The following is a 14,848-nucleotide window of genomic DNA, read 5'->3' as shown; positions in this document are numbered from 1 at the left end:
TTTTTCTTGTGGTTTGGGGTTTCAGACGACGTTTTTGAAGGGGTCGTCTGAAAAGGTTCAAAACATCGAAACAATCATCTGATATAGCGGATTGCGCTCGTCTATCAACAATTTCACAGCCATCGAGATACTGATGACAATCAGTAGCGGCTTAATCAGCTTCGAACCGAAGCGGACGGCAAATCTCGCACCTAAATTCGCACCAACGAACGCGCCGACTGCCATCGTCGCCGCAATCGGAAAAATAATCGAACCGTGCAGCAGAAATACCGACAGAGAACCAAGATTACAGGCAACATTCGCCAATTTGGTATAGGACATCGCATTCAACAACTTGCAGCCGAGCAAAACAATAAAGGCAATCAGAAAAAACGAGCCGACACCCGGTCCGAACACACCATCGTAAAATCCCAAAAGCGGCGCAACCGTCAGCCCGAACAGAAAAAACGACATTCTGGCTTTACCTTCCTTGCTGCCGTCAAGCTTGGGCGAAAACACAAAATACAGCGCGACGAATATCAACAAAACCGGCACGACTGCCAGCAGAATATCCTTAGAAACCAAGCTGACAGATAATGCGCCGACCACACCGCCTACAAACGATGCCGCTGCGATCGGAAGACCTTTCTTCCAATCAATCAAACCTTTGCGCGCAAAAGAAACTGTAGCCGAAAACGTAGCAGCGGCAGCTTGCAGCTTATTGGTAGCAATTGCCGATACAGGAGGAATACCCGCCAACAAGAGTGCAGGCAGTGTAATTAACCCCCCTCCGCCCGCAATTGCATCGATAAACCCAGCAATCATCGCAACCACGCCCAAAGCGAGCGTTATGTATAAATCTTCCATGTTTCTTACCCTTGCACCAATACAGGATTATCTTCAGTTGAACAAGTCTTCCAGTGGATCTGTTTTTCTTGTGGTTTGGGTTTTCAGACGACGTTTGTTGGAAGGGGTCGTCTGAAAAGGTTTATGGATTGTTAGATTAGTCTTCAGCTCAATAGGGCATATACAAACGAACCTATATAGTTACCGATAATGTAGCCTACAGTACCAATTAACAAAATTGCACCGACTAAATCACGCCAACCTTTACTGATGGCTAAGGCTGCTGCAGTAGTCGGCCCTCCAATATTGGCATTACAAGCCAATACAACTTCTTCAATACTGAATTTGAACAGCTTGCCTAACACTAACGTCAGCAACAAATTCAATACCGCAATAATCAAAGTAAAAACAAAGAGTAATGGTGCTGTTTTAATAATCAACGGTATAGAGGCAGGAACACCAATCACAACAAAAAACAGATAAATACAATATGTCCCTAATTCTTGACTGCCATCTAGTTTTTGAATGCCTTTACGGAAAAATAAAACAACTGCCAATGTAAATGTCGTTAACAGCAAATATTTGTCACTAATTAAACCTGTCAGCATTTTTAATGCAACACCATCAATACTTTGAAAATGATTTTGCAAAAAACCGGATAATGAGAATGAAACTGCGACCAACAAAATCGAGGCAGCCAAAGATAAGGCTATACTCTGTAGCGAAATGGATTTAGGTTTCCAATACTCGGCAGCCTTATTCACACTCGGATCATGATATTCCTGCTCCAATTTATCCTGATATGGACTTCCCCAAACTTTTCTGACCCAATATGAGGAAGAGATACCAATCAAAATAAAAAAGTAACAAGCCATCATCAAATTATCAGCAACAATTGTTGCTGCAATAACATCTTTAGCAGGGTTAAGCTTAGCTGACATGGCTGCAAAATTGACACCGCCTCCTGTATAAGAAGCTGAAATCATTCCGGCAACTTTATCCAGCTCAGGAATATAGTCTTTCAATAGGGCAAATGAGACAAGCGTTCCAATGATCGTCCCGATTGAACTAATCAGGAAAATAAACAGCATACGTCCACTTTCCTTAAATAGAGCATGAAGATCTAATTGAAACAACAACAACGGAATAGCAAGCGGTACAATATAAGACCATACAGCATCAAATACTGGAGCATCCGTGGGAATAACACCTAAATTAGAAGCAATCAACGCAATCAATAAAGCTAATACTGCACCAGGGACTTTCCCAGCCAAGCGACTGTTTTGCTCGATAAAAATCGCCGCAGCGGCAGCCAACATAACAAAAGCCCACAGCAGCAAATGATTATCTGCTGAAATTAAAGTTTGCATTTTTCCTCCCAATTTTTATTTTAATTTAAGTATCCTGCCCTTCTACCGCCCCAAAAACTGCGTTGCTTTGTTGGGTAAAATAAGCCCAATTTTGGTTGCCATAATCGAAATGCCACCATTCGGTTGGCAAATTACTAAATCCTGCCTCTTTCATCGCATGAATCAAAATCCGGCGTAAATGACGAGCAGAGGAGAAATACTCACCTTCTTTCTCTAAAGCATCGCTGTAAGATAAATGTCCGGTTGCATCAAACTCACTTCCCATATCCAAACTTTTGCCACTTTTTATATCAAACAATCCGACATCAACAGATCCGCCCGTCAAATGGGGTAGAGGCATTTCTGCCCGATCTGGATCAGCAGCAAAACAGTCCAGTGCTTCTCTAACTTGAACTTCATCATATTCCGGATGGCGTTTTTCAATTTCTTGCTTCATATTTTCTCGTAATGCTCTTTGCACCATGACAGGACGCCAACCATCAAAAATTTCCAACCCGTACACTTCCGGCAGCAAAGAGACAACCTGAGTCAGCCTATCAGCAACACTTCTACGCAATAAAACACTATTTATCGCCCCTTCAATACCCTGAGCAAAATAAACAGGATTGACACGAATGCGTCCGGTATTACCAACACTGACCAACGGTTCCCCACATTCAGAAATAGGTATTTCTTGTATTTTCTGCCAAACTAACTCTTTGGTATTTTGTACAGGAATACCCGCATAAGACCCCTTGTCCTTATCCATCAAATGTTCCGCATTAATAATGAGTGTGCCAATAAATTCATTGAATTTCTTTTTTCAGACGACCTTGTGACCAAGGTCGTCTGAAAATCATCAGCGTTCTTCAATCTCCACAAACGCCAAGTCTTCGGGGCCGGTGTAGTTTGCGCTCGGACGGATGATTTTGCCGTCTTTGCGCTGTTCGAGGACGTGTGCCGCCCAGCCGGTGGAGCGCGAAATCACGAAGAGCGGCGTGAACATGGCGGTCGGTACGCCGAGTTTTTGGTAGGACACGGCGGAGAACCAGTCTAAGTTCGGGAACATTTTTTTCTCTTCCCACATCACGCTCTCCAAGCGCTCGGCGATGTCGAAGAGGCGCATGTCGCCCGCTTCCTGACTCAAACCGCGCGCCACTTCTTTAATCACGACGTTGCGCGGGTCGGAAATGGTGTAAACCGGATGGCCGAACCCGATAACGATTTCTTTGCGGGCGATGCGTTCGCGGATGTCGGCTTCGGCTTCGTCGGCATTGCGGTAGCGTTTTTGGATGTCGTAGGCAACTTCGTTCGCGCCGCCGTGTTTCGGACCTTTGAGCGCGCCGATAGCGCCGGTGATGCAGGAATACATATCCGAACCTGTACCGGCAATCACGCGGGCGGTGAAGGTGGAGGCGTTGAACTCGTGTTCCGCATACAGAATCAGCGAAACGTGCATGGCTTTAACCTGCGATTCGGTCGGGCGTTTGCCGTGCAACAGGTGCAGGAAGTGGCCGCCGATGGTCTCTTCTTCGCTTTCGACATCGATGCGTTTGCCGTTGTGCGAATATTGGTACCAGTAGAGCAGGATGCTGCCGAGGCTGGCGATCAGTTTGTCCGCAATGTCGCGCGCTTCGCTGTCGGGATGGCTTTCGCGTTCGGGGTGAACACAACCGAGCATGGACACGCCGGTACGCATCACGTCCATCGGATGCGTGTGCGCAGGCAGGGCTTCCAACACTTTAATCACGCGGATAGGCAGGCCGCGCATGGATTTGAGTTTGGCTTTGTAGGCGGCGAGTTCAAATTTGTTGGGCAGATGACCATGAATCAGCAGGTGGGAGACTTCTTCAAACTCGCACTTCTGCGCCAAATCGAGGATGTCGTAACCGCGGTAGCTCAAATCGTTGCCGGTGCGGCCGACGGTACACAGCGCGGTATTACCCGCCGCCACGCCGGAGAGGGCGACAGATTTTTTCGGTTTGAAAGTCGGTGTTTCTTTAGTTGCAGTCATGGTATTTCTCCTTTGTGTTTTTATGGGATTTTGGTTTTTCAGACGACCTGTTCAAGGTTGAGGGTCGTCTGAAAACGGTTTTTTACTTCTGAAACAATTTATCCAGCTTCTGCTCAAAGTCGTGATAATTCAAATGCTCGTACAGCTCGGCGCGGGTCTGCATGGTATCGACCACCGCCGCCTGCGTGCCGTCGCGCATAATCGCCTCATAAACATTCAGCGCGGCCTTGCTCGCGGCGCGGAACGACGAGAGCGGATACAGCACCAGCGACACGCCGTTGTCCGCCAGCTCGCGCTGCGTATAAAGCGGCGTCGCGCCGAATTCGGTAATGTTCGCCAACACGGGCACTTTCACCGCGTCCGCAAATTGCCGGTACATCGCCAAATCCGTCATCGCTTCGGGGAAAATCATGTCCGCGCCCGCTTCCACACAAGCCTGCGCCCGCTCAATGGCGGCATCCAAACCTTCCACCGCCAACGCGTCCGTCCGCGCCATAATCACAAAATCCTCATCCACGCGCGCATCGACGGCGGCTTTAATGCGGTCTACCATTTCATCTTTAGAAACAATGGCCTTGTTCGGACGATGGCCGCAACGCTTCTGCGCCACTTGGTCTTCGATATGCACCGCCGCCACGCCCGCACGCTCGAAGTTGCGAATCGTGCGCGCGATATTGAACGCCCCGCCCCAGCCGACATCGATGTCCACCAGCAAAGGCGTATCCACATTGTCCGTAATCCGCCGCGCATCAATCAGCACATCTTCCATTGTGGTGATGCCCAAATCCGGAATCCCGCACGAACAAGCCGCCACGCCGCCGCCCGAGAGATACACCGCCTTAAACCCGCTCTGCGTCGCCAGCCGCGCAAAATAAGCGTTCACACAGCCGACCACGGCAAGGGGATTCGACTCCTTCACAGCTTGGCGGAAACGGGTGCCGGCAGAAAGTTGGCTCATGATATTTCTCCTTTGTAGATTAGATTTTTTTCAGTTATCGACTCAGCGGCCCGGTTTCCGCAAAACCCGAAACGAACCGTTCAAAAAGAAACAATGGTTTCAAAACCATTTTCAGACGACCTTTCAAAACCCAAACCCATCACGTCGTCTGAAAATCAAAATCAATAAAAACAATCAGTTAATAAATTCAATACATACAATTCGGCTGAAGCGGAGGCCTAAGTATTTTTTAATTATTTTAATATTCGGAAGGAAATACAGTGGGAGATACAGAAACTTTAAAACCCGAACCGACCGCAGAAATACGGGAAACCAAATTCGGGCAAAGAGCCGTCAAACCGCCGCGACTGCCCAAAAGCAGACGACGACGGGGGCGGCAAAGATAGAAGACAATCTATAACAAGACGGAGAAGTTTGGTACAGATTCATGATAGGGTTCCTTTGTAGTGCGATGTAGTTTTTATTGGTAAGGGTAAATTTAAAAAATAATTTTCAGGCTGTCAAACACTTTTTCTCAAATATTTTAAAAAAACTCAATCATTAATGAACAATACTTCAGAAATAAAACCCAAAACAACCACCTTAAAACAACCCAAATCCTTGCCTGACAAATCCTGTATTACCTCAAACCAATCAGAATGATTTTAAACAATACTTCTTAAAATTAAATATAATTAATTCATTTTTCAGGAATTTTTGTTTAACCGCAAAAACAGCATCCAAACCACCCAATTTTGCACCCACGCCCTTTTCAGACGACCAAAATTTAAATAACATTATGATTTACCAATAAAAAATAATCCAATTTAAAAATGTAGTCGTATGTAGTTTTAGATATAAAAAGGTCGTCTGAAAATCGCAACCCTATGATTTCAGACGACCTTCACACCCAGCCGTAGCATGGGCTTCGCCCACGAAAAACAATGCCATTTATCTCCCGACTCGAAAACCAAGCGATCAACTCCGTGGGCAAAGCCACGCTACAATCCGAAGCAGGCATCACAACGCCCTACCCGCCGCCTCGTTGGATTTGCCCATCAAGGAAAGTTTTGTATTTAATGGGAAAGTTTTTTGCTTATCACAGACTCACGTTCATCCACCATAAAAATTAAAAAAGATCGTCTGAAACCCATAATCACATGGTTTCAGACGACCTTTTCACACATTCCCAGTACGCGTTACGACGCTGTCTGATGCCGTTTCAGGCGCATGGCGAAAAACACCATTACCGCGCCCAACACCAGCGCGCTGCCCATCGCCAGATGGATGCCGTCGAGCATGGCTTGTTGTGGCGAGGCGGCGGAGGACAGTTTCTCGCCGATATTGGTTGCGCCGACGAAAAATGCCGCGCCGATTGCGCCGGCAATCGGGTTGATAGTGGTCAGAATCGCCGCGCCGTGGGGATTGAGTTTTTTCGGCAACGCGTTCAAGCCGTGGGTTTCGCCCGTTACGCAGGCGGAGACGGAAACCGCCATCAGCGTGAACATGGCGGTCAGCATCATGACTTGCGTGTCAATCCGCAAAAACAGCCACAACACCGCCAGCGACACCGTCAGCATCACCGTGGCGGGCAACACGACAAACCGTCCGCCCTTCTTGTCCAACAGTTTGCCGAACAAAGGCGCGGCAACCGCTTGGGCGATGCTCGCGGGCATCAGAATCAGCCCCGTCGCCGTGCCTGTCAGCATCAGCACCTGCTGCGTGTACATCGGCATCATCAGTTCCAAGCCCAAAAATAGGAACACCGCGCCCGCCAGAATCACGACGCAGTGGCGGAACTGCTTATACTCAAACGCCCGAAGGTTCAGCAGCGGCGTCGCCAGGCGGGACTGGCGGTATGCGAACCAGCCCACCAGCGCGACGGAGGCGGCAAACAGCAGGATAAATTCCGCCAGCGGCAGACTGGCGAAATTACTGCTCGCATACACCAGCCCGCCGAATCCAACAATCGACAGCACGGCAGACAAAATATCAATCTTCGGACGGCTGATGGTGCTTAAATTGACTGTCAGATATTTGCCCACCAACACCATCGCCGCCAGCATAAACGGCGCGGTAAAGCCGAACAGCACGCGCCAATGTGTGTGGTCGATGATGATGCCCGACAGCGTCGGCCCTATCGCGGGCGCGGCGGTAAACATCATGGTAATCACGCCCATCGCCGTCCCGCGTTTGTTTGGCGGGTAAATCGACAAAATGCCGTTAAATAAAAGCGGCACGAAAAACGCGGCGGACACCGCCTGCACCATCCGCCCCGCGACCAGAATCCCGAAGGTCGGCGCAAACGCGCAAATCAGCGAACCCGCCAGAAACGTCGCCTGCGTAAACAACACCATCTTGCGCGTTTCAAACCATTGAATCACGCCCGCCGTAATCGGCGTGAATGCGCCCATCACCAGTAAAAAGCCCGTCGTCAGCCATTGGACGGTGGTCTTATCGACACCGAAATCCTTCATAATCGGCGTGAGCGCGACATTTAAAAGCGTGTCGTTGAGATAGCCGAAAAACGCGCCGATAAACAGCGTCGCCACAACAGTTTTGGCAGGGAAGTCAGGATTGTCGGCGTGGTATTCGTGAGCCGTATCGTCTGTATCAATATCGGAAGCGTGCATAGCATCGTATTGAAATGTTTGAGGGACACGGATTTTAACATGGATATACAAAAGGTCGTCTGAAACCCCATACCGGATTTTCAGACGACCTTTGAAGCTTGATACTCATTGAGATTTTTACAAAATTCACCTAAATTCCTACTCCGGACATTTAATGCACCGAGGTCATCTGAAACTATAGTGGATTAACAAAAATCAGGACAAGGCGACGAAGCCGCAGACAGTACAGATAGTACGGAACCGATTCACTTGGTGCTTCAGCACCTTAGAGAATCGTTCTCTTTGAGCTAAGGCGAGGCAACGCCGTACCGGTTTAAAGTTAATCCACTATACAACGCGACAATAAAATTATTGGACATGCCGCCGATGAGTAGGGGCTGATATTCAGAGCCGCATGGCCTCCTGCTGAGAAATGTCAGCCTCAAGATAAGTAATAAGTTTATTCGCTATAAAGCCTGTCCGAACCTGTTTTCGACAGGCATTTTTTATTTTAAAACAGCAGGTTGCTTTTCAGTAAGGTATTTCCAATAGCGCTGCGGCATTTGTTGGCGGTGCAACTTGGGATTGCGTCGGGATGGAACATTGCTGCTATTGAAATAGTCCTGCCAAAGGGCTTGGTAACTGCGTTCGTTTGGGGCATACGATGTTTGAATGCGGTCGGCTTCAAGCCCATTGATTGCGTGCAGACCGTTTGGGTCGCTTAAGATGCCGTAATGGCGCTGCATATCGAATATCGCCCATTGCTGTTGCGGATAACGGTTGCGGAAATGGCATATAATCAAGGGCAACACGTCGTATTGAGGTTCGATACGCGCGAGATACAGTCCGTCTGTCAGCTCTTCAAAACGGACAAACGCTTCCATCCGGTGTTTTTCATGTCCGACGGTTTTAACCCATTGCGCCCATTGCATCACATCGAAAAGACCGTAATCGCAGAGCACGTCTTTGCGCATCGGGCGGGCAAGCATCATGCGGACGATGCGCAGAAAAGTATCGGGCATCTCAGGCAGGTCGATTAGAAAACCATACAGCAGTTTGACCATACCGCTGCGCCCGATTTGCTGTTCGAGCCGTTTGAAAACGCGCTGGGCGCGTTCGGGGGAGGTGGTAACGGTTTCGCTGCGGCTGAATAAATCCGTATCCTGCACATCATGGGTAATATGCACGTTTTCAGGAGCGTATTTGCAGGCGTAAACATGAAACACGGTGCTCAGCAGTCCGTCGAAGCTGCCGTCGTAGTGCAAAGTGATTTGCATAATGTGGACCTTTTCGCTATCAGCCGAACAAATCGCTTTGCACGGCATCGCTTTGGCTGAATTTGGAGCGTGTGTTTTGTAAAAGCAGGCCGCGTAGTTGCGGGCTGTCGATTAGGTCGGCGTAGCGGTTGGGTTCGGGCAGAGTGATGAAATAGCGCGCGCGGTTTAGCACCACGCCCATTTTGCTCAGTTGTGCCATGGTAATCATGCGGAATCGGCGCGCCTGTACGATTTTGCGGGCGGACTTCACGCCGATACCAGGCACGCGCAAAATCATTTCAAGCGGCGCGTGTTGCAGCGGCACAGGAAACCATTCGCGGTGGCGCAGCGCCCAAGCGAGCTTGGGATCGAAATCCAAGTCGAGAAAAGGTTGCTGTTCGTCTAAGATTTCATGATCGGAAAAACCGTAAAAACGCATCAGCCAATCTGCCTGATAGAGCCGGTTTTCGCGCCGCAGCGGCACTTGTGTCGATAAAGGCGGCAGGCGTTTGTCTTCCAATACCGGTACATAGCCCGAGTAATACACACGTTTGAGACCGTAATGGCGGTAAAACCCGCCTGCGGCGCGGATGATTTGACGGTCGGTTTCGCCTGCCGCGCCGATAATGAACTGCGTGCTTTGTCCGGCAGGGGCGAACTTGGGCGTCGATTTGATGGTTTTGCGGCTGTCGGCAAAGGAAACGATTTCGTTGCGGACAAACGCCATCGGCTGCGTCATGTCGCTGTGGTTTTTTTCGGGCGCGAGCAGCTTGAGACCTGAAACGGTGGGGATTTCCATGTTGACGCTGAGGCGGTCGGCATACAGCCCGGCTTCGTGCAGGATTTCGGCAGACGCTTTCGGAATGGTTTTGAGGTGGATGTAGCCGTTAAATCGATGTTCTTCGCGCAGTTTTTTGGCTATCCGTACTAAGCGTTCCATGGTGTAGTCAGCGTTTTTGAAGATGCCGGAACTCAAAAACAGCCCTTCGATATAGTTGCGGCGGTAAAAGCTCATGGTCAAATCCACCACTTCATCGACCGTAAACGCCGCGCGCGGGATGTCGTTGCTGCGGCGGGAAGCGCAATAAGCGCAGTCGTAGATGCAATGGTTGGTCAGCAGGATTTTCAGCAGCGATATGCAGCGGCCGTCTTCAGTGAAACTGTGGCAGATGCCCGAACGCGAAGAGTTGCCCAAGCCCTGCCCGTCGTTGCCGCGCGAACCGCCGCTCGACGAGCAGGAAACATCATATTTGGCGGCGTCGGCTAAAATTTCGAGTTTGCGGCTGATTTTTTGATAATCCATAGCTTATCTGTTATTAGAGAAAGTTAAGTTTTTTATTATAGTTGTAAGATTTTATTTAGTCAGCTAAATTTTTCCTTAGTCTATGAGGAATGATTCAGGCAGGCATGATGCCTGTCTGACATTTATGACGGTTTGTAACGCGACAGAATGCTGCGTTTCGGATTGAAAGCAAAATGCAAGATATTCGGGTTAAGCCGGAATATGACGAAAACGCGCCGATAAACAGTGTCGCCACAATGGTTTTAGAAAGGAAGTTGGGATTGTCGGCGTGGTATCCGTGAGCCGTATTGTCTGAGTCAATATCAGAAGCGTTAATATCAACATATTGAAATATTTGAGGAATATGGATTTTAGTATGAATATGCAAAAGGTCGTCTGAAACCCGATACCAGATTTTCAGACAACCTTTGAAGCTTGATGATTATTTTCCCGAATGCCGTTTTACCAGCTTCGTCCAGTTGATATAGCCGTAAACCGAATTGCACAAATACATGACGTACATCAGCAAAAGCGGCAGGCTCGTTTCTCCGTTTTTGAACCATGCCGCTGCCCACAGCGAAATCGTCAGGATATTGACCACAATCCACAATGCCCATTGCTCGCGATAGCGCAGAATCATCAAAACCTGAGCCACAATCGACACGACGACCGTTACGCCGTCGAGGGTCGGCAACGCGCTGCCTAAGTGGTGTAGCCATTCGATGTAGACCGACGTTCCGACGACAGATGCGGCAACCACCAGCAGCCACTGTCTGACCGTCAACGCCTTCGCTTTCACTTCCTCTGCTTCCTCCGTTTCACCCAAAGCCATATGTTTGCGCCACATAGCGAAACCGACAAACTGGACAGGCACATACACCAATAAATTCAGCATCATCTCGCCGTAGAGCTTAAACGTATAGGAAACATAAGCATACAGCGATACGGAAATCAGCCCGAACAAATAATTGCTGATTTTGCCCTTACCGACAAAGACGACGCACAAAATGCCCGTTACCGCCGCAATGCTCGCCAGCCATGAGTCAGGATTGAAGACGAACACGACCGCCTGTATCCCCAAAAACATCAGCAGCCACACCGCTTCGAAATGCGTCCAACCGCCGAACAATTCGCGTTTCCACCAGTCTAATGACATGATTTTTCCCTCTTTTTTCTTTATTGATGCTCGATGTGGGATGCCTCTCAAACCCAAAAATCCATCCCATATTGCATATGTTTTACATTATGCGTAAGTTTCAATTCGCACGCAATAAAATAATTACTAAAGTTATATATCTAATTAAAACTGTTGTCCAAGGAATACAGTGAATCCGAAAAAACAAGGCTTTCCATCTAACGATTTGTCTTCAAGCACCTGAATTTTCATCAGAATTCCCATAACAACCATAAAGAAACTAAATTTCAGCGTGTACGACCTGCCCGTAGATAAAGCCGCCTTAACGCGATGCCCTAATCTTGACCGTTATCCGCGACCATTTTAAAATGAATTTACGAATCGTTTTTATTTTCACACAATCAGGAGAAAATTCATGGCAAAAAAAGTCAGCATTTTAGTAGGCAGCCTGCGTAAAGGCTCGTTTGCCCGCAAAGTGGCGCAAAACGTCATCCCCATGTTCCCCGAAGGCTACGAAGCCCAAATCGTCGAAATCGGCGGCTTGCCGCTCTACAATTTCGACTACGACGACCCCGCCGAAACCGACTTCCCCACGCCCGAAAGCTACACTGCCTTCCGCGAAACCATCAAAGCTTCCGACGGCGTATTGTTCGTTACCCCCGAAAACAACCGCACTGTCCCCGCCTGCCTGAAAAACGCAATAGACATCGGCTCCAAGCCCAACGCCGACGTCGCCTGGAAAAACACGCCCGCAGGCATCATCAGCCATTCCGTCGGCAAAATGGGCGGTTACAGTTCGCAAAAAAACCTGCGCCTCGCCTTGTCCTACTTCAATATGCCGCTGACCGGACAGCCCGAAGTCTTCCTCGGCAACTCCCCCACCCTGTTTGACGATAACGGCAAACTCATCGAATCGGCACGCAGCTTCGTCCAAGGCTATATCGACCAACTCGTCGCCCTGATCGAGAAAAATCCTAAATAAGCCGTCATCTATTCCGTCAGAGCATTTCTATAAAAAAAGGTCGTCTGAAACCCCATCCCGAAGGTTTTCAGACGACCTTTCTATCCCGCCGCTTTACGCGGTTTCTTTCTTGCTCAACGTCAAACCTGTCCAACCGAACAGCAGCGTCAAAATCAGGCTCAAATAGCAGAAAAAGGCGTAAGGCAGGTATTCCCAAACGGGCACGCCGAGCGCATGGCTGATGAATACGCCGCATACGCTCCACGGAACGAGCGGATTGATGACCGTACCCGCGTCTTCAAGCGTACGCGAAAGGTTGCGCGAATGCAGTCCGAGCTTGTCGTACACGGGTTTGAAGGTTTCGCCGGAAAGCAAAATACTCAAATATTGTTCGCCGATGAGGAAATTGACGCCGACCGACGTGGCGGCAACGCTGAAGGTGGCACGTCCGGCGGTAGTCAGGAACGCGCGGATGGCGTCCAACAGCGACGGAATCACGCCGAGCGTAAACAATAATCCACCCAAACTCATGCCGAGAATCACGATGGTTTGCGTGAAGAACATGCTTTCCAAACCGCCGCGCGAAATGAGTTTGGCGATGTCTTGAAACGCTTCGCCTTCGAGTTTGTAGCCGCCGTAAAACCATGCGCCGAGCTGGTTCAAGTCGGGCGTGCTGTGGAAATAAGTAACGCCAAGCGCGGCGATGATGGTGAAGAGCATGGCGACGACGGCGTTGATGCGCAACAGTGCCAGCACGACCAACAGCGCAAACGGAATCAGTGAATAGCCGTGTACCAAGCCCGTCGCTTCAAGCTGGCTGCGGAAGGATTCGACGCTGTTCAAATCGTGGGCGGCAACATTGGGCAAGAGCCACAGCATCAATGCCGCGCTGATGAGCCACGCGGGAATGGTGGTGTACATCATGTTTTTGATGTGTTCGAACAAATCAATGCCGACGATGGAGGCGGAAATACCCGTGGTATCGGAGAGCGGGGACATTTTGTCGCCAAAGAACGCGCCGGAAACAATCGCACCCGCCGTCATCGCCAAATCGGCATGAAACGCCGCCGCCATGCCCATAAAGGCAACGCCGACGGTGGCGCAAGTGGTCAAACTGCTGCCGATGGACACACCGATGACGGAACAAAGCGCAAAGGCGGAGAAATAGAAATAAGTAGGGGAAATAAGCCCGAAACCGTAATACATCAGCGTTGGAATCGCGCCGCTCATCATCAGCGCGCTGACCATCAGCCCGATGAAGAAAAACAGGTAAATCGCGCCCATGCCCTGCCCCACCGCGCCGACCATGCCTTTTTGCATGTCGTTATATTTCAACCCGCGCGCGAGACCGTAGAGGATAAGGACGGTAATGGCGGCAATGATGGACATATGGGGCAGCCAGCCCAGCGAAATGATGGTGTAACCCATCGCCCCGATTAACGCCACGACGACGGCAAGAGCTTCTCCGCGCGGCATATCGAGCAGTGATTTGAATGTAAACATATTGCTTTGCCTGTTTTGTGTGTATTTAACGAAGTTTAGCACACGGGGTCGTCTGAAAAACCGCTTTTCAGACGATCCCGTGATTTTTTATGAATGTAGCAATAGATTTTTATTAAAACAATATAATTTTAAATTGGATTTTTTAGAAGAAAATATCTATTTTTTAGTATTTAAGAAATATTATGGCTTTTTATACCACAGATAACCATATCGGCCATCATATGAAAATACTGGGCGAATTTCGTTTTATTCCGCTTCACACTGTTTCAAGTTAAACCTTGCCGCAGACGCTTCGCGTTTGTAATCTGTTTCGTTGATGTAATTTGGCCGATAATCCCTCAGCCATTCGGACAATGGGGCAAGCGTTTTGCGGCAGGCCGCTTTATCTCCGGCATTTTTAAAGCTGACTGCCAAGTCATTCAAAACCCGCATCCAGTCGGTCAGATAGAGGAATCTGCCACACTGGTTTAGATATTGCCGTTTGAGGTTTGCCGCCTCTCGGAAACGTTTTTCCCGATAGGCGGCTTGGAAACGCCGCTCCGCCGCCTCTGCATATTTCGGGGCGCAGGCCGTCGGCATTTTATAATAAACCCTGTCGAAAAAAGCGTTATGCCCGCAATAGCTTTGACAGGCTTCTCGGGCGGATTCAGGGATGTCCAAACGCACGCTGTCGCGCTTGAAACTGAAATGCACGACACAGCCCTCCCCGTCACTGGCAATACGGTTGCGAACGATGCCTTCGTAATCGCACACATTGCCGTTTGGATTGACGGTACTGACGGAAAAACTGCTGCCCTCAAGCGTCAACACCCCGCTACTGAGCCGGTCGTCAGCAATGACGTAGTTCTGTGCGGCAGCATGCAGGGATAACACGGCGGGAAGTAAAAAGATTAAGGGTTTCATCAATACGGACACTCCTCAGAATTGACGGTCTCAGGCACTTGGCAAAGCTTTCACGCCCGAAATGGATTCAT

Annotated in this window: 12 protein-coding genes; 1 reads left to right on the top strand and 11 read right to left on the bottom strand. The window is 49.2% G+C overall.

Going from position 1 to position 14,848, the window contains the following annotated elements; all coding sequences use genetic code 11:
- Positions 1-57: 57 nt before the first annotated feature.
- The 9 genes from HMPREF2907_RS09370 to pnuC form a co-directional block, all read right to left on the bottom strand.
- Complete coding sequence (locus HMPREF2907_RS09370) at positions 58-846, bottom strand: TSUP family transporter (protein WP_016686560.1); 789 nt, start codon at positions 844-846, stop codon at positions 58-60.
- A gap of 143 nt (positions 847-989) precedes the next feature.
- Positions 990-2,195 (bottom strand): DUF819 family protein, encoded by a 1,206-nt coding sequence (locus tag HMPREF2907_RS09365; protein ID WP_070682470.1) that lies wholly within the window; start codon positions 2,193-2,195, stop codon positions 990-992.
- Between the two features lie 25 nt (positions 2,196-2,220).
- Positions 2,221-2,943, bottom strand: a complete 723-nt coding sequence (locus HMPREF2907_RS09360; protein ID WP_070682468.1) for a M15 family metallopeptidase — start codon at positions 2,941-2,943, stop codon at positions 2,221-2,223.
- A gap of 90 nt (positions 2,944-3,033) precedes the next feature.
- The gene (gene prpC / locus HMPREF2907_RS09355; protein ID WP_070682466.1) at positions 3,034-4,188 is read right to left on the bottom strand and encodes a bifunctional 2-methylcitrate synthase/citrate synthase; all 1,155 of its coding nucleotides are present in this window, start codon (positions 4,186-4,188) and stop codon (positions 3,034-3,036) included.
- A gap of 82 nt (positions 4,189-4,270) precedes the next feature.
- Positions 4,271-5,146, bottom strand: coding sequence for a methylisocitrate lyase (gene prpB, locus HMPREF2907_RS09350; protein ID WP_049230037.1), 876 nt, complete (start codon positions 5,144-5,146; stop codon positions 4,271-4,273).
- Positions 5,147-6,324: 1,178 nt separating this feature from the next.
- Positions 6,325-7,758, bottom strand: a complete 1,434-nt coding sequence (locus tag HMPREF2907_RS09340; protein WP_070682462.1) for an MFS transporter — start codon at positions 7,756-7,758, stop codon at positions 6,325-6,327.
- A 485-nt stretch (positions 7,759-8,243) separates the two neighbouring features.
- Positions 8,244-9,014: a TIGR03915 family putative DNA repair protein gene (locus HMPREF2907_RS09335; protein WP_070682460.1), complete on the bottom strand. Its 771-nt coding sequence runs from the start codon at positions 9,012-9,014 to the stop codon at positions 8,244-8,246.
- A 19-nt stretch (positions 9,015-9,033) separates the two neighbouring features.
- A complete protein-coding gene (locus tag HMPREF2907_RS09330; protein ID WP_003744095.1) occupies positions 9,034-10,296 on the bottom strand; it encodes a putative DNA modification/repair radical SAM protein in 1,263 nt (420 codons plus the stop codon).
- A gap of 421 nt (positions 10,297-10,717) precedes the next feature.
- Complete coding sequence (gene pnuC, locus HMPREF2907_RS09325; protein WP_070682458.1) at positions 10,718-11,431, bottom strand: nicotinamide riboside transporter PnuC; 714 nt, start codon at positions 11,429-11,431, stop codon at positions 10,718-10,720.
- Between the two features lie 394 nt (positions 11,432-11,825).
- Here pnuC and HMPREF2907_RS09320 point away from each other — a divergent pair, with 394 nt between their 5' ends.
- A complete protein-coding gene (locus tag HMPREF2907_RS09320) occupies positions 11,826-12,392 on the top strand; it encodes an NADPH-dependent FMN reductase (protein WP_070682456.1) in 567 nt (188 codons plus the stop codon).
- A 93-nt stretch (positions 12,393-12,485) separates the two neighbouring features.
- Here the strand turns inward: HMPREF2907_RS09320 and nhaC are convergent, their stop codons facing one another.
- Positions 12,486-13,874 carry a Na+/H+ antiporter NhaC gene (gene nhaC / locus HMPREF2907_RS09315; protein ID WP_070682454.1) on the bottom strand — a complete coding sequence of 463 codons (1,389 nt, stop codon included), beginning with the start codon at positions 13,872-13,874 and terminating at the stop codon, positions 12,486-12,488.
- Positions 13,875-14,120: 246 nt separating this feature from the next.
- Positions 14,121-14,777, bottom strand: a complete 657-nt coding sequence (locus HMPREF2907_RS09310) for a hypothetical protein (RefSeq protein ID WP_070682452.1) — start codon at positions 14,775-14,777, stop codon at positions 14,121-14,123.
- Between the last annotated feature and the right edge of the window lie 71 nt (positions 14,778-14,848).

It is taken from the genome of Neisseria sp. HMSC055H02, assembly GCF_001813335.1.
GTDB lineage: Bacteria > Pseudomonadota > Gammaproteobacteria > Burkholderiales > Neisseriaceae > Neisseria > Neisseria sicca_C.
The sequence above is the reverse complement of the archived record's forward strand: the minus strand, read 5'-3'. Positions and strand labels throughout refer to the sequence as shown.